20 protein-coding genes are annotated in these 24,944 nt (G+C 51.2%); 11 read left to right on the top strand and 9 right to left on the bottom strand.

Going from position 1 to position 24,944, the window contains the following annotated elements; translation table 11 throughout:
• Positions 1-257: 257 nt before the first annotated feature.
• Complete coding sequence (locus tag BM412_RS32365) at positions 258-653, top strand: hypothetical protein (protein WP_091224584.1); 396 nt, start codon at positions 258-260, stop codon at positions 651-653.
• Between the two features lie 127 nt (positions 654-780).
• Here the strand turns inward: BM412_RS32365 and BM412_RS25905 are convergent, their stop codons facing one another.
• Together BM412_RS25905 and BM412_RS25900 are read right to left on the bottom strand one after the other, a co-directional pair.
• Entirely contained in the window at positions 781-1,185 is a 405-nt protein-coding gene (locus tag BM412_RS25905) for a DUF3888 domain-containing protein (RefSeq protein ID WP_091224652.1), read from the bottom strand.
• Positions 1,186-1,614: 429 nt separating this feature from the next.
• A complete protein-coding gene (locus BM412_RS25900) occupies positions 1,615-2,061 on the bottom strand; it encodes a DUF4395 domain-containing protein (protein ID WP_091224583.1) in 447 nt (148 codons plus the stop codon).
• A 156-nt stretch (positions 2,062-2,217) separates the two neighbouring features.
• Between BM412_RS25900 and BM412_RS25895 the strand changes: the two genes are divergently transcribed.
• From BM412_RS25895 to BM412_RS25880, 4 genes are all read left to right on the top strand, one after another.
• Complete coding sequence (locus BM412_RS25895) at positions 2,218-2,709, top strand: HPP family protein (RefSeq protein ID WP_177246098.1); 492 nt, start codon at positions 2,218-2,220, stop codon at positions 2,707-2,709.
• A 131-nt stretch (positions 2,710-2,840) separates the two neighbouring features.
• Entirely contained in the window at positions 2,841-3,695 is an 855-nt protein-coding gene (locus BM412_RS25890; RefSeq protein ID WP_091224581.1) for a patatin-like phospholipase family protein, read from the top strand.
• Between the two features lie 150 nt (positions 3,696-3,845).
• Positions 3,846-5,231, top strand: a complete 1,386-nt coding sequence (locus tag BM412_RS25885; RefSeq protein WP_371264858.1) for an MATE family efflux transporter — start codon at positions 3,846-3,848, stop codon at positions 5,229-5,231.
• A gap of 120 nt (positions 5,232-5,351) precedes the next feature.
• On the top strand, positions 5,352-6,206 hold the full coding sequence (locus BM412_RS25880) for an aldo/keto reductase (RefSeq protein WP_091224580.1): 855 nt from the start codon (positions 5,352-5,354) through the stop codon (positions 6,204-6,206).
• A gap of 57 nt (positions 6,207-6,263) precedes the next feature.
• On the opposite strand, the gene BM412_RS25875 is transcribed toward BM412_RS25880, so the two are convergent.
• Entirely contained in the window at positions 6,264-7,181 is a 918-nt protein-coding gene (locus BM412_RS25875) for an aldo/keto reductase (RefSeq protein ID WP_091224579.1), read from the bottom strand.
• Positions 7,182-7,395: 214 nt separating this feature from the next.
• Between BM412_RS25875 and BM412_RS25870 the strand changes: the two genes are divergently transcribed.
• Positions 7,396-11,418, top strand: coding sequence for an S-layer homology domain-containing protein (locus tag BM412_RS25870; protein WP_177246097.1), 4,023 nt, complete (start codon positions 7,396-7,398; stop codon positions 11,416-11,418).
• Between the two features lie 68 nt (positions 11,419-11,486).
• On the opposite strand, the gene BM412_RS25865 is transcribed toward BM412_RS25870, so the two are convergent.
• Positions 11,487-12,335, bottom strand: a complete 849-nt coding sequence (locus BM412_RS25865; protein ID WP_218163188.1) for an AraC family transcriptional regulator — start codon at positions 12,333-12,335, stop codon at positions 11,487-11,489.
• Between the two features lie 104 nt (positions 12,336-12,439).
• On the opposite strand from BM412_RS25865, the gene BM412_RS25860 reads away from it, so the two are divergent.
• Positions 12,440-13,258 (top strand): phytanoyl-CoA dioxygenase family protein, encoded by an 819-nt coding sequence (locus BM412_RS25860; RefSeq protein WP_091224576.1) that lies wholly within the window; start codon positions 12,440-12,442, stop codon positions 13,256-13,258.
• Positions 13,259-13,336: 78 nt separating this feature from the next.
• On the opposite strand, the gene BM412_RS25855 is transcribed toward BM412_RS25860, so the two are convergent.
• From BM412_RS25855 to BM412_RS31975, 5 genes are all read right to left on the bottom strand, one after another.
• Entirely contained in the window at positions 13,337-13,615 is a 279-nt protein-coding gene (locus BM412_RS25855; protein ID WP_091224575.1) for an ArsR/SmtB family transcription factor, read from the bottom strand.
• A 556-nt stretch (positions 13,616-14,171) separates the two neighbouring features.
• Positions 14,172-14,540 carry a DUF6220 domain-containing protein gene (locus tag BM412_RS25850; RefSeq protein ID WP_091224574.1) on the bottom strand — a complete coding sequence of 123 codons (369 nt, stop codon included), beginning with the start codon at positions 14,538-14,540 and terminating at the stop codon, positions 14,172-14,174.
• Positions 14,537-15,070, bottom strand: coding sequence for a hypothetical protein (locus BM412_RS25845; protein WP_091224573.1), 534 nt, complete (start codon positions 15,068-15,070; stop codon positions 14,537-14,539). The genes BM412_RS25850 and BM412_RS25845 overlap by 4 nt, the downstream gene beginning before the upstream one ends.
• A gap of 22 nt (positions 15,071-15,092) precedes the next feature.
• The gene (locus BM412_RS25840; protein WP_091224572.1) at positions 15,093-15,797 is read right to left on the bottom strand and encodes a response regulator transcription factor; all 705 of its coding nucleotides are present in this window, start codon (positions 15,795-15,797) and stop codon (positions 15,093-15,095) included.
• Positions 15,794-17,404 (bottom strand): sensor histidine kinase, encoded by a 1,611-nt coding sequence (locus BM412_RS31975; RefSeq protein WP_177246095.1) that lies wholly within the window; start codon positions 17,402-17,404, stop codon positions 15,794-15,796. The genes BM412_RS25840 and BM412_RS31975 overlap by 4 nt, the downstream gene beginning before the upstream one ends.
• 184 nt (positions 17,405-17,588) lie before the next feature.
• On the opposite strand from BM412_RS31975, the gene BM412_RS25825 reads away from it, so the two are divergent.
• The 4 genes from BM412_RS25825 to BM412_RS25810 all read left to right on the top strand — a co-directional run bounded on the left by BM412_RS25825 (position 17,589) and on the right by BM412_RS25810 (position 24,937).
• Positions 17,589-18,572, top strand: a complete 984-nt coding sequence (locus BM412_RS25825) for an ornithine cyclodeaminase family protein (RefSeq protein WP_091224571.1) — start codon at positions 17,589-17,591, stop codon at positions 18,570-18,572.
• A 15-nt stretch (positions 18,573-18,587) separates the two neighbouring features.
• A complete protein-coding gene (locus tag BM412_RS25820; protein WP_091224570.1) occupies positions 18,588-19,751 on the top strand; it encodes a dipeptidase in 1,164 nt (387 codons plus the stop codon).
• 11 nt (positions 19,752-19,762) lie between these two features.
• Positions 19,763-21,892, top strand: a complete 2,130-nt coding sequence (locus BM412_RS25815) for a CocE/NonD family hydrolase (protein WP_177246094.1) — start codon at positions 19,763-19,765, stop codon at positions 21,890-21,892.
• 270 nt (positions 21,893-22,162) lie between these two features.
• Complete coding sequence (locus BM412_RS25810; protein WP_091224568.1) at positions 22,163-24,937, top strand: bifunctional diguanylate cyclase/phosphodiesterase; 2,775 nt, start codon at positions 22,163-22,165, stop codon at positions 24,935-24,937.
• Positions 24,938-24,944 lie beyond the last annotated feature (7 nt).

Genomic DNA, 24,944 nt, shown 5'->3' with positions numbered 1-24,944 from the left:
GGCAACATAAGCAACATCCGAGTATGACTCAGCCGCCTCAAGAAGCATATTCCACGTGTTCTTGGGACGGTCTACTCGGTGCAACCGGCAAGGCCTTGGCGTAGCGTTCCATGAAAGCAACTCATGCGCCAAAGTTTATGGTCGGTGATTAATACAAAGTGAGGCTTCCTCGCAATCTACTATGAATTCTAGTGAATTTTTCCATGCTCCATGCTATCATTAGTTCATAAGAACCATGACTAGCGAGGTTATGAGATATGGCTGTAGAACTAAACGTGGCACATTGCCCCAACTGTGGAAGAGTGTTTCAGAAGAATCTGCGTAATCTATGTGCAGCATGTACAGCCGAGGAAGATGGACAAATTACTTCGATTGAGCAAGTGTTAAGGCGCAACCGTCAGCTTACCAATGAGCAATTAGCAGAACAGGCTTCTGTTCCTGTGCAGCAAATTCGCTCGTATATCCGAAAGGGAAAGCTTAAATTATTCGATTATCCGAAGTTATCTGATGCGTGTGATCTTTGTGCAGAGCCTACTCGCCAAGGGAAGCTCTGCGCGAAATGTGTCTCGAAACTAAAAGATGACATAATGCAGGATCGGGAGAAAGCCGTTCAGAAGAGAGAGCATGTTTTCTTATCGAAACATAGAAGATGATTGGTTTGCGGCGACCTTCGGTGGCCGCAGCATTCATCTCGGAGATTGGTTTGCGGCGACCTTCGGTGGCCGCAGCATTCATCTAACAGCTATAGCCCGCCCCATTCACGTAATGGGGCGGGCTGTTCTATCTCAACAGGTCCAGATAATTAGGCGGGAAGTTAGTTCGATCTGGCCCTTTCAGGTGTACGAGGCGGATGAGCTTTATGCTGGGCTCGGCGGAAACTTCGTACGTCATCAGATCTTCGCCGACAGAAATATGCGGCCCGACAGTCGGGTAGACATGAAGGGTGATGTGAAACCTGAACCCGCGAAATCCATTTACACGTTCAATATGCGTGACATCAACCATATAGGGATAGAGATCAGGCCCTGCAACGAGCTCCTTGGCATAAACCTCGGCAAGCTTAGCCGTCATATCAGGCAGAAGGAGCAGTACTAGCATGTCCTGCAGCTGCAGTTCTTTGGAATCTTGTATGGGTTTACTCGGAGCGTTAGTGGCAGCTTGAGAGTACGGTGTCTGCCCGAGCATCAACCCCACGAGTACCAATATGCTTAGTATGACTTTTTTTCTCATATCCGCTATTATCCCCAGCTAATCGTGCAACACTCGCATCGCTCACAAAAAAACCGACCTTAAGATAAGGTCGGTCTGATTTCCCTAGAAGGCCGCTCTCTGAAGTCTAACGGTTGCCAGTGCGCCTAAACTCCCCATTTTCGGCGTCCCGCAATTGTAACGGTTGCCAGAGGGGGTATTTCACGAATAAGGTAGGATTTTCGACTGTAATCGGACAATTAAGCTCACTGACAACCGTTAGCCGGAATACGAAGCAATAAAAGACCAAATAAGCGCTGTGACAACCGTTAGAGCACAAGCACAACACAGCGCTTCCGTCCCGGCAGAGGGAATGTATCTATCCGTTTACCGGTTGAGCGGAAAACTTAAGTTATGCCATCATCATTACGATATTTTCCGTTTCAAGCGATATTGTTTCCAGTGGAAGTACATGAAGCAGCCGAGGCAAAATCCGCTAAGCGCAAGCACAACGGCTACGGTGAGCATGCCAAGCGCAACATAAGCTACAGTCAGGAACCCGAGCGCATAGGCAACGAGTGCGACAACGAGGAATAGAATCGCCAGCAAATTGTTGAAGCGGAGCAGCTCGCGGCTCTCCGTCCGAGCGCTGACCGGGAATAACGGGGCGAACAGACGAACAAACGGATTATAGTTCACTCCATACGTGCGGCTAATCAGTTGGACGACCAGGGGAAGAGCCAATATCCACAGCTGCCCTGTACTAACACTAAGAATAACGCTAAGCAAAATGCCAAGCTGGTTGCCGCGAACACGGTGCAAAGGTACATCGTCTACGCACTCGTACGTAGGGAGAAGCGGTTGGTTACTCATCTCAAGGCCCTCCTTGTAAGTCGGATCACTATCCTCATTATACATCAAAACCTAGTTATCGGGTAGGATTAAATGGCTATTTTCCAAGTGATTTTTCTAAGACAGACCGTTATAATAAAAACTATGTCAATTCTATTAGGAGGCCGTAACGACCTAATGAATGTGAAATCTTTAGCTATTTGTTTGTATGTCATGGTGCTCTACTGGCTCTCGCTGCATGTTTCGTTCCTGGATACGTTGTTTTTTCCGACGATCGGCTCATTTAGCTTCCTGTTTCTCACACGCACGTATTCGATGTCGGAGCTCGGCAAGATTACCTTCGGGTCCGTAGTGTCGGCAATTATAGGTACGATTCTGTTCTACCTCTATCCAAGCTCACTCACTCTGTTTGTGAATGCCGTTATCATCATTTGGCTGATCCGCAAGTTCAATTGGAACGCACCGCCGATTGCTGCCATAGCGTTGATCCCATTCTTCTCGCATACCTCGCATTTATGGGCGATTCCGATATCGGTATGCGCTGCACTGGTTGGATTAATGGCTGCTCTTGTCTTGGCGGAGGTTCTGGAGCGTAAGTTCGGTCACCAATTATCAGTCATGTTCCGAAACAAACCGGCAGCGGTCGAATCCAGAGACATTGCCAGTTGATATGAATAGTTCGCGTAAGAAAGCCGGCCGCACCAGGTCGGCTCTTGTTTGTCGTAAAATTGACTCTCCCGTTAAGCGATAGGTACAATGAAGGTAGCGAACACGGACAGACAGGGTAAAGGAGTTTGATCATGGATTCATCCATCGGTTTAGTGCTGGAAGGCGGGGGCATGCGGGGCATCTATACGGCCGGCGTGCTCGACTATTTTACAGAACAGAACATGTACTTTCCCTATACGATCGGCGTCTCGGCCGGAGCCTGCATGGCGGCAAGTTACTTATCGAGACAGCTGGGCCGCAATCGCGAGGTCAATGTAGGTTGGGTCACGGATCCGCGCTATATCTCTTGGAAAAATTATTTCAGCAAAGGCGAGCTGTTCGGGATGGATTTTATTTTCGATGAGCTCCCGAACGTGATTGTTCCCTTCGATTATCAAGCTTTCGAAGCGAGTAAGGAGCAGTTCGTTATTGGTACGACCGATTGCGATACCGGGGAGACGATTTTCTATCACCGCGATGAACCCGGCTTCGATTTGCTGAAGATCATTCGCGCATCGAGCTCGCTTCCGTTTATCGCACCGATTGTGGAATATAACGGCCGCAACCTGCTGGATGGCGGGATCTCGGATCCGATTCCCCTTCGTAAAGCAGAGAGCGATGGCTTCAAGCGCAACGTAATCGTATTGACCCGAGATACGGGTTACCGCAAATCACACAACCGTTTCGGCTGGCTCGTACGACGGGCCTATAGGAAATACCCCGAGTTTGTTAAAGTCATGCTTCGCCGGCATGAAATCTACAATGATACGTTAGCTTATATTGACGAGCAGGAGCGTAAAGGCAATCTCTTCGTCATTCGGCCGCAGCAGAAGCTGACGGTAGGTCGGATGGAGCGCGATCCGGCTAAGCTGGACGCTCTGTATAAGGAAGGCTATGAAGACGCCAAACGGTTAATGCCGGTTATGAAAGCATGGATGCAGGCATAAGCTGAACGGTGCCGAAGCGGATATACATTGAAGGACCTCCAACTCGATACGGGATTGGAGGTCTTTTGGCATAGACAGGGTCAGGTGGAGGTGGGATAATAACGATTGGTATAGAGAGATGAGATGGAATAAGTGATAGGAGATAGACCCTTGATTAAAAATGATGCTGTACCTTCCTGGAAGAAGCTGAGCCTCTTTGCCCTGTCATGGCCGATTCTGGTGGATTCGGTTCTGCGTATGATGCTCGGGACTGCCGATGTCTTCATGCTCAGCCGGATCTCCGATAAAGTGGCGGGAGCTGTCGGATTTGCCAATGAAATTATTATGTTCTGTATTATGATGTTCGGATTCGTCGCGATTGGAACGAGCGTCGCGGTTACGCAGTACTTGGGGGCGGGGCAGAAAGCAACGGCCAGCCGTATCTCCGCGTTAGCCATCATGATGAATTTGATCTTCGGCGTTATTGTCAGCGTCATCGTTGTCTGCTTCAGCGAACCGGGCATGCGTCTGCTGCATCTTGACCCCTCGCAAATTGCGATAGCGAGTACCTATCTGAAGCTGATTGGCGGTTTTATATGGATTGAGGCGATGTCGTACGCGGTTTCGTCCATTATTCGTTCAAACGGCAATACACGGGACGTAATGTATGTGACGCTCGGCGTGAATTTGATTCATGTCGCGGGTAACTACCTGCTGATCTTCGGGAACCTTGGATTCCCGGAATGGGGCGTGACCGGCGCGGCTGTATCCACGATCGGCAGCCGAATTCTCGGCCTTATCGTATTGTTTATCCTCTTGTATCGCAAAACGCCGAGCCCCATCAGGCTCCGAGATTATATCTCCTTCGATAAGCTGTACATGAAGAAAATACTCGGAATCGGATTGCCGTCTGCCGGAGAGCATCTGGCCTGGCAGTCGCAGATGATGATGATTATGGGCTTTATCAATATCATTGGCCAACAGGCGCTCAGCGCCCATGTGTATGTCTACAATATCAGCGCCTACTTCATGGCGTTGTCGATGGCGATTGGCATGGGGACGGAAATTATCGTCGGGCATATGGTCGGGGCCGGCGAGAAGAAAGCCGCCTACTTCCGGCTGCTGCGAAGCTTGCGGATCAGCATTCTGCTGACAGCCGTAATCGTCGGCATCGCGGCGCTGTTCCGCTATCAGCTGGTCGGTCTGTTCACGGATGATCCGAAGGTCATCGCGGTCGGGGCGAGTATCCTCCTGCTCTCGATTATTTTGGAACCGGGCCGGGTGTTCAACATTGTCGTAATCAACTCGCTGCGCGCGGCTGGGGATGCGAAGTTCCCGGTCCTCATGGGAGTCTGCTCCATGTGGGGGATTTGCGTTCCGTTGTCCTACTACCTCGGCATTCATTTGGAGATGGGATTAATCGGCGTATGGATTTCATTCGCGGTGGACGAATGGGTGCGCGGATTGCTGATGCTGGCCAGATGGAAGAGCGGGGTTTGGACGAAGAAGGCAATTGTGAGCCGGGAGCATGTGCCCGCGCATTCGCTTGAAGCGTAATGAAATGAAATCCACAACCGGATGATGCGGTTGTGGATTTTTTGGTTTTCGGTGCTGACAAACGGCATGCACTGTCCTATGATGGGGGAGAATGAGTCGGATGTAGAGGAGAGGTGCAGGATGACGAAAACCATTTCGAGCGGTGTCACGCTGAATAATGGCGTTGTTATGCCATGGCTTGGACTCGGTGTATGGCAGGGCAGACCGGAAGATGGCGCGCATGTGGAGCATGCGGTGCGCACGGCGATTGAAGCGGGCTATCGAAGCATCGATACGGCAGCGGCATACCGTAATGAGCAAGGTGTCGGCCGAGCGGTCCGGGCGAGCGGGGTGTCAAGAGAAGAGATATTCGTCACGACCAAGGTGGATAACGCCAATCAAGGCTACGACGCTACGCTGAAGGCGTTCGATAAGTCGCTGGGCGAGCTCGGTATGGAGTACATCGACCTCTACCTGATCCACTGGCCGGTGAGTGCCCATTATATGGAAACATGGCGTGCGATGGAGAAGCTTTATGCCGAAGGCAAAGTAAAAGCAATCGGCGTCAGCAATTTTCAGATCAGGCATCTGGATACGCTGCTTGCAGCGTGCAGTGTGGTGCCAGCGGTCAACCAAGTGGAATATCATCCGCGCCTGACGCAGAAGGAACTGCAGGGCTACTGCAATGGCAAAGGGATTCAGCTCGTTGCTTGGAGCCCGCTAATGCTGGGCCGAGTGCTGGAAGAGCCGCTAGTACAGGAGCTGGCCGGGAAGTATGGGCGTACCGGTGCGCAGATCGTATTGCGCTGGGATTTACAGAACGGCGTGGTGACGATTCCGAAATCGGCAAAGGCGGAGCGGATCTACGAGAATGCCGATATCTTCGGCTTCGAATTGTCGGTGAACGACATGGAGCGACTGGATGCGCTGAACCGCAATGAACGCTCCGGCATGGACCCGGATAAGTTCGAGGAGCTGTGGGGGCTAAGAAAATAATGAAAAAGGAGCCGGGAAGTCCGAATGATCGGACCTCTCAGCTCCTATTGTTATGTCTTATGGCAAAATATTGCCTGCCGCGCGGTAGATGGCGTACCATTCTTCGCGTGTCAGGTGGACTTCGCTTGCTTTGATGCAATCGAGAATCCGTTCGATGTTCATCGTGCCTGTTACCGGCTGCATTTGTGCCGGATGGCGAAGCAGCCATGCAATTGCGATCGTAGTGTTGCTCACTTCATACTTAGCTGCGACTTCATCGATGACTTTGTTCAGCTCAGGGAACTTCTCGCTGCCGAGGAATACGCCTTCGAAGAAACCGTATTGGAATGGCGACCATGGCTGAATCGTAATGTCGTTCAGGCGGCAATAATCCAGAATGCTGCCGTCGCGGTTGATGGACGAATCGACCGTCATGTTAACGTTCACGCCGTTTGAGATCATGTTGGCATTCGTAATGCTCAGCTGCAGCTGGTTCGCAACAAGCGGCTGCTTCACTGCTTTTTTGAGCAGCTGAATTTGCATGGGATTCTGGTTGGATACGCCGAAATGGCGAACCTTGCCTGAGCGCTCCAGTTTATCGAATGCTTCTGCTACTTCATGCGGTTCAACCAGTGCATCCGGACGGTGCAGCAGCAGAATGTCGAGGTAATCGGTTCTAAGACGTTTCAAGATGGCATCTACAGAGTTAAGGATATGCTCTTTCGAGAAGTCGAATGTGCCGCTGCGAATGCCGCATTTGGATTGCAGGATGATTTTCTCCCGCACATCGTCACTCATATGTATGGCGTCCGCGAAGATTTCCTCGCACTTACCGCCTCCGTAAATATCGGCATGGTCAAAGAAGTTCGCCCCGTGTTCAAGCGAGGTTTGGACGAATCGTTCCGCCTCGGCTTTCTCTAGCCCATTAATGCGCATACACCCTACAGCAAGAACCGGCACCTCAAGGGAGCTGCTTCCGAGCTTCATCGTTCTCATTCGTTTCATCCTCCTAATTTGCGAATAGGTATAGTCCTACAGAAGATTGTGACATACAAGCATGCGAGATTCAAGCTCACCGGAATCGTCCGCAATGTCGATCGTGCAAAGTATACAAATTAATATTATATTAATTGTCGAATTTAGAAGGTTTTTTCCATATTATCTCGAAATGACAAGGAGGATATTTAAAAAATTAAAGCGGAGGCAACGCATGTCAAACCTGTTCAGTCAATTCGGAAGAAAAACCACGCTCTTACTGTTTGTCCTCGCCTTACTAAATCCCTTGTTTATTTGGGGGGATAGGCAAGGCATCGCTCATGCGGATGCCGCTAATCAAGGCGCAGAGCCGGCAGCTTCTCTTACTTTAAATGCCCCACTTACGGATTGGGAATACGATGAGAATGCCAACCTGATCTACGCCATCGCCAAGACGTCGAATAAACTCTACTTCATAGATGCGCAAACGCTTCAGATTAAGAAGGAACTCCTGGTAGGTTCCATGCCCAGTGATATTGTACGTTATAATAATGAGCTCTATGTCGCGCTCTCCGGCGCTACGGGCATCCAGGTTGTCGATCTCGTGACGCAGACGCTTGGCAGTCTTGTTGCAACGACCAAACAACCCGATCAGATAGCGGTTACCTCCGACAACCTATTCTACACGGATGTAAACGGAGGCTGGGATAATCCTTATATGCAAAATCGTACTAGCGGCACGATCACGAAGCTCGTCGGTAATTCGGTCATAGACGGGATCCTTGCCGTTAATGAGCAATCGCATATCTTATTTGTAGGAGATACCGGCTCAAGCGGATCTAAATTGTACGCAATCGACTATCTAACGAATCAGGTTGTGAGTGATGACACGTACGACGGCAATTATGGATTCGGTTTTCCTTATGAGAAAATCCTGTTCGACGGTTCCGATGTTTTCTATGGGGGCTCGAGATTGGATGGGGACAATCTTGCTATCATTCACGGCGCCTATCCTCGGTTTGGAAATTATTCCTATCTGGATTCTCAATTAACCGATGTAAAAGGGAACTATGTCATTACGCAGCAAGGGATCTATGATAAGGATCATTACCTTTGTCTCGTAAAATTTCCGTATGAAGCGGCTAAGGCGCTGATGGGGATGAACGGGCGTGTATTCTTGTTGGAAGGCTCTTCCTATGACGGCAAAACGATCAAAGCTTATGACTACAATTTAGAAGATGCTTCATTGCCGACTTTAGGCTTCGAACCCGGCGTTTGGGGCTCGCTCCAAAGCAACTATAAGATCGACAGCTGGGCAACGGATGAAAGCACACCGTATCTGTATGCGGTATCTTCCGAAACCAATGAACTCGCGGTTATTAACAAAGATGATTTCTCCTTAGTTGATAAGCGGTATATAGGTTCAAAGCCGGTACATATTGCTTTGAGAGACGGGAAGCTGTACATTGCGCTGCGGGGTGAAACCTACATTGGTGTACTGGACACCGAGGAGATCGATGCGGAGGTGCAGCGCATCCTTATACCTTCGAACCCGAATCAAGTCATGCCGGTTGGAACGAATAATATCTATTATTGGGGAACCGAAACCTTTACCACGTTTCATGTGACCGATGGCGTAACGGACCAACGCGTTCTCGAATCAGATTCTCCGAGTCTCGGCGAGGCCATGTATGTAGCTTCGGACAATTCGATCTATGCAGGCGGTGATTTCGATGTCTATAAGCTGGATGCAACTACGCGCAGCACGATTTCCAAACAGCGTGTCTCGGATTATTATTGTTCGGGCGCAATGATCGTGGATGGAGATAATATGTATTTCTGCGGTAAACGGATGAACAAAGACGACGTGAAGACTGTCTTAGGCACTTATCCTGAGCAGGTACTCCGTGCCTATGATGAACTTGTTTTCACCGCGAAAAATATTTATGACAGGGACACGTACGTTAAAAAGCTCGCTCTGCCATTTACTTTAACGAATGCTTACGTGGCGGAAGATGGAGCTTTGTACCTTTCTACCGCGAACCAATTGTACAAGTTTGCCGGTGTTGACGGGATCGAGGCGTATATCACGGCTTCCTTTACACCAAAGAATGTTACTTTTATCGATTTAGGTGACACGCCGGGGCAAATTTACGGCAAGCTTATGTTTCAACCTGCAGATGATGCAAGCTATGTTCAAGGGTATGAAGCCTATTTCTTGGACAGTGCCGGGAACAAGCTGACTCCGATCCATGCATACCCTGAACAAGTTTTTGATGATGGCTACATGTCGTACTCCGTCAGTACTACGGACGTTCCCGCACAAGCCAAATATATCGGGGTTTATGCTCGTTTGAGCTACGATTGGGTATCAACCACTCCGCCTGCAAAAACATTGCTTTGGGATGTGCCGGAATACTTTGTGCATACATTTACATTTGATGATCGCGACGCCGATCCTGCTAAAATTCGCGGAACTGTAAGCTTTACACCGGGTAAAGAGTATGCGGGTACGGTTTACAGGCTGTATTTCTTCGGCGAGGACGGAATCATAGGAGAACCGTTAACGCAATGGGCCGGAGGGAAGCAAACCTATTCGTCCGCGCTTCCCGAAACGGAGCTCCCTGCTGATGCTCTCGGATTAGCGCTTCTGGAAGAAAGCGAAGGCTACGAAGCGCCTGTGTATCAGTATCTGATTTTCGATGATTTCATTACGCCGGATATCAAGGTTAGCGACATTGTATTGACGAAATACCGTGTGCAATCGGATACCGTGCTGGTCAAGCAAGTAGCAGCCGGCGATGTCATTAACGTGTATCGGGAGGACGGAGCATTAATCGGAACCGGTAAAGTGCCGGCCGGCCAATCAACGATTTTGATTAGCTTAGGCAATATGGGCTCGCCCGGTCAGCATTTGATCGTAACCAGAACTATGGCGAATAAATTCGAAAGCAACGGGACGCTCGTTACTATTCCGGCAATCGTCGAAGACGGTGGTGGTGGCGGAGGCGGAGGCGGCGGTGGCATCATCATTCCACCGTTCTTTCCGAACCCGGGTTCCACGGATGACGGACTGGAAGCCAAGAACGATAAAGGTGTCGCAGTCGTCGATGTATCATCTGATCATATCGCCGATCAACTAAAGGACGACGCATTCAAGAACACAAATACGGTGGTTCTGAAAACGGCCAGCACGGAAGCTGAGGTTGCTTTTCAAATACCGGTAGATGGTGTTCAACAAATTTTGAGTCAGTCGGGCACTGCGCTTATCGATATTCAAACGCCTAAAGGGTCGTGGGTGATTGACGCCAAGACACTTCAAGAGGCAATCGGCAAGGACAAGAGCGGTCAGTCGCTTATCGTGACGATTAAGCAATCCAATGTGGCGGATACAACGGCTATGAAGGGGGCTCTTCCCGGAGGTGCTGAGCTATTGGGTACTCCGATGAGCTTTGAGGCCGTGGTTGTCGGAAGCGACGGGAAAAAGACGATTCTGGAAAGCTTCAGCCGCTATGTAAATCACAAGATTACGCTCAAAGCGGATAAGGTGAATGTGAACGAGCTTGCAGGACTAATGTTTGATCCGGAATCGGGCAAGTTTGTTCCTGTACCGGTTAAGTTCGAGTACAAGGATGGTGTTCTAACGGCATCCCTATACCGTAAGGGAAACTCCGTATATGCCATCGCAAATAAAAAAGTTTCCTTTAAGGATGTACCGTCGACCTCTCCTTACGGAAACAGTATTAAAGGATTAGCAAGCAAAACAGTAATTAACGGCTATCCGGACGGCACGTTTAAGCCGGACAACCAAGTCACTAGAGCAGAATTCGCGGTAATGCTCACCAAGTCGCTGGGCATTTCGGCCGCTAAATCGGCCCAGACGTCGAAATTCAAAGATGTGCCGGTTAATAGCTGGTATGCAGCATATGTGGAAGCGGCTGTAGGCTCGGGTATTATTGCGGGATTCGAGGATGGCAGCTTCAAACCAAATCAAACGATCACCCATCAAGAGATGGTTGCGATGCTCGTCAAGGCGATGCGCTCCGTTGGCTACTCCGAGACGAGCACGGAAGATAATCATGCTGCCGTTCCGGCAGATGTGCCTGCTTGGGCGTCGGACTACTTCGCGGAAGCCCAGCAGGCGAAATTAATTAACCGTACGAATGATTTGTTTCATTACACCACGGATGCGGCTTCGACAAGGAAAGATTGCGCGCTTCTGCTTAATCGATTGTTGAACGAAATTTTGTTCCCTTAAATAAATGAGAAAGCTCCGTCCGATTCCGGGCGGAGCTTTTGTTTCAGATCGGGCGAACGACTCACCGCTTATTCCATGCGCGCTTTATACTCGGCCGGCGTGTAATCGGTATGTTTCTTGAAGGATTTGCAGAAATGTGCCGCGTCGAAAAAACCGGTATCCATCGCGATATCGGTAATTTGCAGATGGGTGGTGCGTAACAGCCGTTTGGCTTGCTCAATGCGAATTTTCATCAAATACCGTCCAAGCGGAATGCCCGTCGCCCCTTTGAAAATATGATTCAGGTACCGTTCGTTCAGCGAATAGGTTGCGGCGATATCAGCCAATGAAATATCGGAGCCATAATTCTCGTTAAGCTCCTTAATGATTTCTCCAATCATCTGCTCATGCTTATTATGCTTGGGCTTCGTGCCATGATAAATATGAACGGCCCGGTAAATTTTCACCAGGATATGAATGAACAGATGTTTCAGCAGATGCGGGAATCGCTTGCCGGAGCGCAGCTCCGTAATAAGCGCGACAAAATCGTCCTCTAGTCCGGGTACCGCAAGCGGATGGGAATCACGGGCGATTGTCTTGTAAATCTGGCGCAGCCGTGTGTTTAACGCGTCGTCCTTAAACCAGAACGATAAGAAGAACACTCTGAAGCTGCCGTCATCACAGCTGCTCTTGCGAATCGTATCCGGCAGAAAAAGCAGATCGCCTTGCTTCACTTCGACCTTCGCTTGATCCTGACGAATCAAATTACTGCCTTGTATATAGTAGTTCAGCTCGAAGCTGTGGCCGACGCCATCCCAACCATGGCTCCGCCACAAGCCGTAGGAATGCAGGTCGAGGGAGGACCACTCCGAGTCGATAAGGGCAATGAGTTCTTCGAGTCCGGTAAGGAGATTATCGTTTGCTGCCAAAATTATCACCAACTTTTTTCTGACTTTTTTACAATTTCGATTCCATTATACAATACGCCTTGGATTCTGCAACGTATAATCAGGACATAAATCGAGTACAAGGAGTGATTCATATGTTGTTGAAATTGACTGAGCAAGAGAAGTTGACTGGTGTACCGGAGCAAGAAACAATCGAGGTAGCAATTGAGCAAATTCGCAAAAACGGATATATCGGATTTGAAAGCGTTTTGTCCAAGGAGCAAGTACAAGAGATTAAGGATGCATTCCTTCCGATCTTCAACGAATACATCGACAGATTCGGTTACAATACAGGTACGAACCGCGCACAGATGCATCTACCTTTTTTACAACCATTTGTAAATGATTACATGGTAGCAAACGCATTCGCGATGCCTGTTATCAACGCTGTTCTTGGCGAAGGCGTTCGTTGTACGTATCTGGCTTCGGATACAGCTTGCCCAGGTTCCGATTATCAAAACGTACACTCCGACGTGCCGCCGCTGTTCCCAACACTGGGTGTAGCGCTGCCGGCATACAGCTTGGTGATGAATATCCCGCTCGTGGATGTTCATGAAGAGAATGGACCGCTTGAAGTATGGCCGGGCGGAACTCACCTGGACCCTGAGAGCACAAAGCATACGTCCATCGACGGCGAAATGCTGCGCGCAGCCAAATCCATGTACTCGGAGAAAGTCTACATGCCTGCGGGTTCGGTTGTTATCCGCGACATTCGCATGTGGCACCGCGGTACGCCAAACCGTACGCAAGTGAACCGCACAAACATCGCATTGATCTATAACAACGACTGGTACGGTGCAGGCGGATCGATTCACGTTCCACAAGAAGCTTACGATCAAGCATCTCCGGCTGTGAAAAGCCTGTTCAGACACGAAAGAGTAGGCGCTTCTGTCAAAATGCCTTGGCAGTGGTAATCGCGACTTTGTAACCTATAGATGACAAAAAGAGACACCGAGAAATTCGGTGTCTCTTTGTTGATTAAGCGAGCAACTTTAAAATGACGACGGCTGGCTGTCATCCCAGAAGTTTTCGAGATACTGCTTCAATTCGGAGAAACCTTCCCTCCTGAGACCGTAGAATCGTTGCGTACCGGCGCGCCTTACAACAACAAGGCCAGCGCCTTCCAGTACTTTAAGATGCTGCGAAATAGCCGATGCCGAAACGGAAAAATGCGATGCGATGGCACTCGAGGGTAGTTCCTTGTCGCGGATGAAATATAAAATATCTCTGCGTCTAGGCTCCGCCAAGGCTTGAATGGTTGTATCAATCATGCCACTAATTTAGCACACGATTAATTAAGTGTACACTTAATTAATGAGGACTGTTGGAAAGGTGAAGTGTAGTAAGGTAGCTCCTAGCTGTATTGATCAGGTCATGAATTTAGCAGGCACTTAATAAAGTGTGTACTTAAATAATGAGGTTCGTTGGAAAGGTGTAGTGAGATAGCTCCTAGTTGTATCGATCAGGCCATTAATTTAGCAGGCACTTAATTAAGTGTGCACTTAAATAATGAGGCTGGTTGGAAAGGTAGTTGGGGCAGTTAGAGCAGTTAGAGCAGTGAGGTGGTTAGGATAGTTCATATGTGCCATCGGTTGTCATCCCAGAAGCGCTCGATACACTGCGGTGCCAAGGTTTCGCTCAGTTGAAGATGCTTGTATCAAATCAATGTTGTATCAATCGAGACATTAATTAAGCGTTCGCTTAATTAAGTTTCCGCTTAAATAAATGCTTGATTAATTAAGTGAACGCTTAATTAAGTAAACGCTACATATAACAAAGGGTTTATAGGAAGGTAGTTGGATGACAAGCGTCTCGTTGTGCGAGAAGCTATCCGTTAATTGGTTTCCACGGGTTAGAGCGGCGAATGATCGTCAGCGTGCCCCAAAGCATTAGGAGTGCCGTAACGGGATGGATGGCGGCGATTACGCGTGTATCCAAGTTGACGGAAATGTATTGGAAGATGATGCACGCATATAATAAGGCCGATAATACAGCGCTTCTCCAGCCCATGCGGCCTATGAGGGCGAATACGATCATCGCAATCGGAACAAACTCGAAGTAGTGGATGAAGGATTTGTGCATGGACCAATCGCCATTATCGAAGACAGCGAGACCGGCCAGAAACACTTGCGTGAATAACGAAATCCCGAACAGCCAGGCTAGTACATAATAAATGATTTTGGATAAACGGATCATGTCTGTTTCACCTCCTTTAATGGTTTGCGATAAGATCGCCGTTCGCCGCCGGGTTTCCATATCGATAAAATGTACATGACGATGAGCGAAACGGTTTGCACCGCAATGCCGATCCAAAGCAGCGAATGATTGACGGTAAAACCCGATGTTTGCCATGCGCCAAGTCCGGCTTGCGCTGTCGGTTCGATCCCCTTCAAAGTCCATTCATACAAACCGACGATGCCGACGCCGATGTACAGCAAGGTAAGCACTTCCTTGGCAATGATCCAGTTGTAGCGGAACAGCTTCCACGAAGTCATCACGGACAGCATGATGCCGGTGACGGTCACCCCAATGGTGGAGGCGCGAACGCTGCTTGAAGCAAGCAAGTGCATGATGGAGTAGCAAGCGTGCAGCACGGTACTATCGCTTGTTACGGAAGCAGTCAGCGCCAGAATGATAAAAACGGCCTGAACGCCAAGCATGATGGCAGCGAAAATAATATGCAGCAGCAGAAGTATTCTGCGTCCCTGCAAGGTTAGCTTTTTCAACGTAACGCAGCCCCTCTATTGGTTATAGGTTGAATCTGTAGCCGACACCCCAAACGGTCTCGACATACCGCGGCTTGGATGGATCGCGTTCGAGCTTCTCCCGCAGCTTGCTGATATGAACGGTGACTGTGGCATGATCGCCAAGCGCGTCCAGCCCCCAAATTCGCTCGAACAGTTCCTCTTTGCGGAAGACCCGATTCGGATTCGTGACGAGGAAGAGCAGCAGATCATACTCTTTGGCCGTGAAAAGCACTTCCTCATCGTTGACGTACACGCGGCGGGATTGCCGGTCGATGCGGATGTTATGCAGCTGCAGCTCATCCTTGCGCCACTCGCCGCTGCCCACAAGCCGGTCGTACCGTGCCAAATGCGCTTTCACCCGAGCTACCAGCTCGCCTAGCCCGAATGGCTTTAAGATATAATCGTCGGCTCCGAACCCGAATCCGCGGATTTTGTCCACTTCCTCTTTCTTCGCGGAGACGATCAGGATGGGGATATTGCTTGCTTCCCGAACGCGTCGGCACACCTCATAGCCATCCATGCGTGGCAGCATCAGGTCCAGCAGGATGAGATCATAGCCATCCCCTCGCAGCGCCATTTCCAGTCCAAGGTCGCCGCGGTCCGCGATGTCTGCGGTGAAGCCGCTTGCTTCCAGATAGTCCTTCTGCACCTCGGCGATGACAGGGTCATCCTCGATAATCAAGATTCGTTTTCGAGTTTGATTCATAGCGGCTCCTCGCTTTCTTCGGATGATAACTTTACTCGCTGTACGGCAGGGAGATGAAGAGTGATTGCCGTCCCTTCGCCCTCTTGGCTGTCGGCTTCAACCGTACCGCCATGCTCCTCGATAATTTGCTTCACAATCGCGAGTCCAAGCCCGCTGCTGCCCGCATCCGGACGGCGTGACGACTCTGCCCGATAGAACTGGTCGAACACATGGGGCAGCGCATCGGCCGGAATGCCGGACCCGTTATCCGAGATGATGATAGCTGCGGTGGCGTTGGACCCGGTGTTACCGGCTAGCCTCGCCGAGTTCGTGAAACTCGCCGCTCCGGTCGCCCCCGTCTGCTCGTCGCTGCTGAGCTCAATCGTCAGTACCCGCGGCGTTTTGTCCATATGTTTAATGCTGTTATTGACGACGTTAAAGATCGCCCGATGCAGCTTTTCGCGGTCTGCTCGAACGAGCAGCGGGTCGCCGCCTGCACCTGTTGCTGCCGCGTTGTTGCGGAACCGGATCTCGGCTCCGCTAAGCCGAGGGTCCAGCTTCAGCTCCTCGACGGTAAGGCTGAGGTACTCTGCGATGTCCAGCGTCTCGAACCGGAACGGCAGCTTCCCGATATCCAGCGTCGAGTAAAGCAGCAGCTCTTCGATCATCCGGTTCATATCGGTCGTTTTGCCGCCGATCATAGCGATGTATTTGTTCCGTTTCTCCTCCGTATCGGCAACCCCGCCGCGCAGGCAGTCGACGCAGCCTTGAATGGCTGTAATGGGCGTCTTCAGATCATGGGAAATGTTCGCAAGCAGCTCCTTGCGGCTCTGTTCCAGCTGCAGCTGCGCGTTAATCGAACTTTTCAACCGAATGCGCATCTCCTCGAAAGCCGATCCAAGCTGTCCGATTTCATCCTTGCGCTGCAAATTAACGGCATGGTCCAGCCGGCCTTCGCGGATCTGCCCCGCGGCATCACGCAGGGCATGCAGCGGCTTAATAATGCTGCGGGAGACGAAGAACGTGAGAACGCCGTTCGTGAGCACGAGTGCAAGAAGCAATGCCAGCAGCACGGTTGGGATAAATCGCTTGAAGAAGCTCGCGACCGGTTCCATATCGGATACGATAACGATTGAAGCGGATTTACCGTCAGGGCGCGAATAGTCAATTTGATCAAGGCTATTGCCGCTCGGCGGTCCCGTGTGATCATAGCGACGATGCACGTTGTCATCGTCGTTGTCGCCCCGCAATTGGGCGATAACTTCCTCGGCTGGGACCCCGGGAGATGCATAGGCCGGAGCTTCGGCCTTATCGACAAGGATGATCATGCCGGCGTCTACTTTGGCCAGCTCCGACTCCGTCGAAGCGAGGAAAGCAGGATCGCTGAGCAGCTTCGGATCATGCTGAGCCACGAACCGCAAACCGGAAGCGATCTCGCTGCGTCCGCTGAACAAGTCGCGGATATCGGCAAACGGCACATGACGACTAGGAAGGTCTGCTTGACCGGTTTGGGAAGTCATATCCTGCTTGAAGATATTCGCCGCTAAGGTAACCGTAATGCCAAGCAGCAGAACCGGAATAACTATCATCGCAATATAGGAGAAAAGCAGTTTCGTTCGGATGGACATGGCGTGGCAGCCTCCTTCCATTTCATTGTAGTATCTACCCGTAAATATTCCATAAACCAGTTCTAAAAAAAGTATAAACAATGCCCGGCAGCGAGCTGCGGGATTGCTTGGTGCCGGAGTCCGAGTAAAGGTAGCACAGATTCTGCTATACTGGAACGAGCAAATACAGAAACAGGTGAATCGCATGTTGGTCATTACACAGAATGAAGTCAAAGAACTGCTGACGATGCAGGATTGCATCGGCATTATGGAGGAAGTGCTGGCGGATCTGGCAACCGGACAAGCGGTACAATCCTTGCGGAGCGTTGTTCCCGTGCGCGGGGGCAATTTGATGGGGCTGATGCCTGCTTACTTGAAGCGGGAGGAGAAGGTCGGCGCAAAAATCATTACCGTATTCCCCGACAATCATGCCAAGCGATTGCCCTCGCATCAAGGGTTCGTATCGCTGTTCAATGCGGGTACGGGAGGGCTCGAAGCCATCGTGGACGGCAGGCAGATTACGGCCATCCGTACAGCGGCGGTCAGCGCGGTCGCGACGAAGCTGCTTGCGCGCGAAGCTGCGGCAACGCTCGCGGTGATCGGGACAGGGGAGCAGGCGCGCAGCCATATCGAAGCGATGCTGCTTGTACGGCCGATCCGGCGCATTACGATTTGGGGACCGAATCCGGCGCATGCGGCGCAGCTTAAGCTGGAAACCGAGCAGCGCTACGGAGAAGCCGGCATCATCGTTGAAGCGACGCCAACTGCGGAGCAGGCTGTGGCAGAGGCCGATATCATTTGTACCGTTACAGCGTCAACGACTCCTGTTGTCCAAGGCGAATGGATCCGAGCAGGCGCGCATGTCAACGCAGTAGGGGCATGCCGAGCGAAGGACAGGGAGTTGGATTCCGAGCTCGTGCGGCGTGCGGAGCTTTATGTCGATCGCAGGGAATCAGCCGTTAACGAAGCGGGCGATTATCTCATTCCGCTCGCGGAAGGCGTGATTACGGAAGCGCATATTCGAGGCGAGCTTGGCGAGCTGCTGACAGGCAGCAGGCAGGGGCGAGGCTCGGAACAAGCGATTACGCTGTTCAAAGCGCTTGGACTCGCGAGCGAGGATTTGGCGGCAGCCGGGTTTATTTTGAAAGAAGCCATTCGTTTACATAAAGGCACGCAAATTGACTTTTAGGAGAGGGAATTCAGCATGAATCAGCAACCAGAGGGACTATACCCTTTCCCGTTATCGGCGGAAGAAGAAGAACGGGCGAAGCAGCTTCACGAGCAGATCATCATCATTGACCTGCTGTTCCAGGGGCCGCTGTCGCCAAAGGCGATACCGGCGCAAGTTGCCGAACATCTGCAGGAACAATGCGAGCCCTATAAGGACCAACCGATGGAATACAGCATGATGCCGGCTAAACTCATTAAAGGCATGATCGCCCGCGGGGAGCTTGCGGAGTTCAAAGAGGAATGGTACCGTTCCGGCATTACGGCAGGCAACAGAGAGCTCGATCTGTCGAGCCCGGAGAGCGTCGTCGCGAGCATGGGCGAAGTGCAGCGCCAGTTCGATGCCGTGGAATGGCTCGATAAAGCGCTGACGGCCGGAGATATCCGCGAAGCAAAGCGCAGCGGCCGGAAAGCCGGCATCGTGACGGCGCAGGAGAACGATGGCCTGGGCAAAAACCTGGATTTGCTGGACACGCTTCATCATTTCGGCCTCCGAATTCTTCAACTGACGTACAACAATCAGAACTATGTGGCTTCGGGCTGTATGGAACAGGCGGACGGAGGCGTGAGCAAATTCGGCGCCCGTTTCATCGGCCGGATGAACGAGCTTGGCATTATCGTCGACACAAGCCACTGCGGCAAACAAACGACGCTTGATGCGTGCGGCATTTCCGTTCACCCGGTGATTGCTTCGCATACCGGAGCCGAAGCGATCTATGGCCATGCGCGCTGCAAAAGCGATGAGGAAATAAAGGCGATTGCCGCAACGGGCGGCGTTATCGGCGTGTTCGCCATGCCTTGGTTCGTACACGGCGATCCGAAGGATACGACGATGGAGCATGTGCTGGATCATATCGACTACATCGTGCGGCTCGTTGGCGTCGATCATGTCGGCATCGGAACCGACTGGCCGATGAGCGATGTGGAATGGGCGCTTGTCCATTTCAAAGAGCATGTGGCGCCGATGCTTGGTTTTGCCAAAGGAGACGGACCTTCCACGGAGACGGTGAAGGGGCTGGAGAAGTACAGCTATTTTATCAACTTTACGCGGGGGTTGATTGCAAGGGGTTATCGGAACGAAGAGATCGCGAAGATTATGGGCGGCAATTGGCTGCGTGTGTTTGAGCAGGTATGGGGATAGGGGGCAGCGAGATGAATATCAGCAAAATACTTCAAGAAGTAACGTTTAAGCTCTATTGTGCAGGTGTCTATGAGGGACGGATTCGATTTGCGGCGGACAAGGTCATGCACGCCAAGGTAGATGCCCGGCGGCGGACGCAAATGCAGGAAAATGTATTATCCGAGCAGGCACCCTACATGCTGCCCTTGCAGCGTATCCGGCAGTTCCTTGATCAGTACGAGGAAGCGGCTTGGAGCGGGGAAGAGGTTAAGCTCGCAAACGGAGATGTGTATCGCAAACATATACGCTATACCTCTAACGTGGAGGAACGTGAAGTAACTTCGCAAGTTTGGGCGCGGAGGCTGGACACGGCACTGGACGTGGTGACGGTGGATGGAGTCGTCATCGGCTTCGTGGCACCGAACCGGTACGGGATGGAAATCCTCGTTGCCGAAGGATATGAAGCGCTGACTCCGCTCGTTGTCTACGACTCGCCGATGTTATCGCAGGCACGGTATGGCATTCAGGAGCTGGGAACAGATTTAATCCCGATGCGGGACGGCGTTCGTCTTGCGACCGATGTGTATCTGCCTGAGGGCATCGAGCCCGGGACGAAACTGCCGACCATTCTGATCCGTACCTGCTATGACCGCCATATGAAGAAGGACCAGCTGAAACGCTGGGCGAACAAAGGCTATGCCGTCGTCAATCAGGATGTCCGCGGTCGGGCAGACTCCGAAGGGGAGCTCGTACCATTCTACTATGAGCGGGATGACAGCTCGGATACGATCGATTGGATTATTGCGCAGCCTTGGTCGGACGGTAACGTGGGGATGTGGGGAGCGTCGTACCTCGGTTATGTCGTGACGGCTGCTGCAACGAGCGGTCATCCGAACCTGAAGGCGGTCGTTAACGAGGTTAACGTAGGTTCGCCGTTCGTGGATACGGTGCGTAAGGGCGGCACCGTTTGCTCATGGCCGCTGCTCTGCTGGACGTTAGCGCAATCGGTGGGGACGCGGACGGATTTCAATATCTTCGCGGGCATCACGGTGAATCCGGAGAAGGCTGTCGATGCCAGGCCGATCCGCGACATTCCGCAGCAGATGATCGGACGAGCGTCCGGGCCTTGGGACTTGTGGAGCGAGCATCCGGAGTACGATGATTTCTGGCGGAACTGCACGTTCTCCGAGCGAGGCGATCAGGTCAAGGCGCCGATGTTCGTCATCTCCGGTTGGTACGATGGCGATAGTGCAGGCGTCTCGGAAACGTGGCGCATGCTGACAGAGCATGATGTGCCTAACCGCAAGCTGTGGCTAGGGCCATGGGAGCATGGACCTAACCGAGCACGGGATCTTATGGGCGTTAGTTTCAGCAACGATGCCGTCGTGTACGATTATGATGTGAACGTGCTTCGCTGGTTCGATCGGTTCCTTAAAGGCGTGAACAACGGCATCGATCAGGAGCCGAGAGCCGCTTATTATGTGGTCGGAACCAATGAATGGCGGACCTCCGAGGATTGGACGCCTGTTGAAGCGGAAGTGCGAAGCTTCTACCTGGGCAGCGGCGGCCGAGCGAATTCGAGTCTCGGTGACGGTGTACTGGGAGCCGCGCCTGCATCTGCGGCTCAGTCGGAGCCTGACTCGTATCTATACAATCCGGATGAACCTGTTGCGGACAGCGGGGAACGCGAGCCGGAGAACATGCGCAAGCATGAGCTGCGCAGCGATATCCTCGTTTACACCGGCGAAGCTTTGACGGAGGAGCTGACCGTTGCCGGCGAGTTATCCTGTGAGCTGTATGCGGCGAGCACCGGCGTCGATACGGACTGGGTGGTGACGCTGAGCGACGTGGACGAGAAGGGGAACTCCATCCGGCTGTCCAACTATATCGTGAGAGCCAAGTATCGCCATGGCTTCGATGAACCGGAGCTGCTTACGCCGGGCAAGGTGGAGAAGTATTCCATCTTCCTGCAAAATATCGCGCATACGTTCCAAGCGGGCCATCGCATTCGATTTACAATTACGTCTTCGAGCAAGCTCGTTGCATTCCCGAACACGAATACCGGCCTGAATCCCTACGACGATCCGCAGCCGATAATCGTGAAGCAGACGATTTACCATTCGGCTGAATATCCGAGCCGAGTGCTGCTGCCGGTGTTATAAAACCTACCCAGGGACCGAATTTGCCAGATGGCAGATTCGGTCCTTTTTTATGCCGAAACCGACAGTTGTTACAGGCTTGTGACCACGCATGGACCTGAAATGACAGTTTAGGCCATTTTTCCTAACTTTTTTTAAATAAATATCGGTTTTTGAAGGCGTTTTCACAATTTTGTGTAGAAATTTGTAAGGCTTCCATAGTATTTTTATACTAATAGATTAATTACGCATACCATCGGGTGTTCTAGAAACTAGGGGAATGGGGATCGATGTATGTTAAAAGAACAAATGAGATATTCTCGGCTCGCGAATTTAACGAAATTGATTAATACGAAGCTCGAGCTGCGTGAAGTGTTGGAGCATGTAACAACGGCGATTTCCGAGGAGATTGTACGCTGTAATTCGGTAGGCATCTACTTGCCTCAGGAGGACGGCACATTCCGGGGTTATGTCGGCAAGCCGAGCGTTATTAACGGCTGGACCATCGATATGCATGTCATCGATACCGAGATGGACCTGCTCGCCAAAGAAGTCATTGAAACGAAAAAAACGATCTATATCCCCGATACTTCCAAGGACACGCGTCCTGACCCGCGAGCGGTGCAAGGGTTTCAAATAAAGTCGCTGCTGGTACTCCCCATTTCGTTCGAGCAAGAATTGTTCGGTCTTGTATTTTTATTCGACTATGGGATTCCGATGAACTTGACCCATTCCGAAATTCAAACGGTTGAAGCTTATGTGAATATGGCGGCTGTTGCGATTCAGAACGCCAAGAACTTGACGCATAAAGAAAATCTTATTTCCGAGAAGCAGCTGCTCCTTGATGTGACACGCGATTTAGCCATGTGCTCGACGATGCAGGAGAGCCTGGACAGCTGTTTCTTCTACTTAGGCAAGGTGCTCGATAATTACAATATCGGCGTCCATCTCTTGGATCCGATTACGGAGAGCCATATTCGCCCGGCGAAGCTGAGCAAGAACAGCGACTGGACCGAAGAAGACTGGATCGAAGCCCATAGCAAAATCCGCATCGACGAGAGTAATGACCCCGTAATCCAAGAGGTCATCCGGACGAAGAAGGCTGTACTGATCCCGGATGTCTTCGCGGATGACCGGCCTAACCATGAAGTCTGCCGTAATTTCGGCATGAAGGGGATGCTGGTGCTGCCGATCGTCTCGATGGGCGAGGTGCTCGGCGTTATTCCGGTCGTCAATTTGGAGGAAGGCAGCTTTATCTTCTCGGAAGCGACGATTCAGCTGGGCCAGTCGATCGTCGATGCGACGGCTTCGACGTTATCGAACCTGCTCTACATGGAGAAGCAAGAAATCATTATCAAAGAGAGAACCTCCGAAGTGACGGTGAAGAACAAGGAGCTTGAACGCGTCGTTACGGAGCTGCGGCAGCTCAGCCGGGAGAAGGAGTTGATCCTCAACTCGGCCGGCGAGGGCATCTTCGGTTTGGATCTGGAGCGCAAGATTACATTCTGTAATCCGGCCGGCATTGCCATGTTAGGCTACGATTCGAGCCAAGAGCTAATCGGACAGGATTGCTGCATCATCGTGACCGGCCAGGATCCGCCGACCGGGATCGACGGCAATTGGAACCGGCATTATCAGGATGAGAAGTTTTGCAGAAAAGACAGCTCTGTCTTTCCGGTTGAATATGTGATCTCCTCCATTAGGGAAGGCGACGAAATCGTCGGGGAAGTGGTTACCTTCAAGGATATTACGCAGCGGAAACAGATGGAGGAAGAGATCAAATACCGTGCGTATTTCGACAGCTTGACCGATCTGCCTAACCGGCTTCTGCTGAAGGACAGGCTGAATCAAGGACTGACGCAGGCTCAAATCAACAATGAGAAACTGGCTGTGCTGTATCTGGATCTGGATCGCTTCAAGTTTATTAACGATTCCATGGGACACAGCTACGGCGACCTCTTGTTGCGCGATGTGGCGAAGCGGCTCAGCGACTGCGTGCCGAAGGGGGCGACAGTCTCGAGACAGGGCGGCGACGAGTTTACCATTTTCTTACCCAATATTAAGAACGAGAACGAAGTGCTGAAGGTTGTTCAGCTGGTGGTCGATTCCTTCACGGATCCGTTCCAACTGCTCGACAATGAGATCTACATGAAGGCGAGCATCGGCATCAGTCTCTACCCGGATAATGGCGATACGAGCGAAACCTTAATCAAGAACGCCGATACGGCGATGTACAAATCGAAAGAGATTTCGGGCAACAGCTACCATTTCTTCAGCGAGGGCATGGACACCCGAACGTTCGAACGCGTGAAGCTGGAGAACGATCTCTATAAAGCGCTGGATCAGAATGAGCTTGAAATCTATTACCAGCCGCAAATTAACTATAAAACGAAGCGGATCGTCGGTGTGGAAGCGCTGCTGAGATGGAATCATCCGAAGAGAGGCCTTATTGCGCCCGACCAGTTCATTCCGATTGCGGAAGAAACGGCATTGATCGTACCGATTGGCGAATGGGTGCTTAGAGAGGCATGCAGGCAGTTAAAGGAATGGCAGAACCAGGGGTATCCGCTGTTCCGGATGTCGGTCAATTTGTCGGTTCGTCAGTTCGAACAGAACAATCTGTTCTCGATGATCAATAACGTACTCAGGGAAGTAGGCTTGTCTCCCGAGCACTTGGAGCTGGAGCTCACCGAGAACTTGATTATCAAGAATCGGGAATTGACGCTGAAAACGATGAAGGAGCTCAAAGGCCTTGGCATCAAGATTGCCATCGACGACTTCGGAACGGGGTATTCGTCGCTCGGCTACTTGAAGAGCCTGCCGATCGATACGCTTAAGATCGACAAATCGTTCATGCAGGATATCACCAATGACGATGACAATGCGGCGATTACGAACATCATCATTACGCTGGCACAGAACTTGAACTTAAGCGTTATTGCCGAAGGCGTCGAAACCGAGCAGCATGCCCAATTCTTATTTGCCCGTGACTGTTACTTAATGCAAGGTTACTACTTCAGTCGCCCTATGAAGGCGCAAGATATTGCAGAACAATTTCTTCGTATCTAAAGCTATA

This window comes from Paenibacillus sp. BC26, assembly GCF_900116125.1.
Lineage (GTDB): Bacteria > Bacillota > Bacilli > Paenibacillales > Paenibacillaceae > Paenibacillus_Z > Paenibacillus_Z lignilyticus.
Note: the sequence above shows the minus strand (reverse complement) of the source record. Positions and strands in the feature narration are given on the sequence as shown.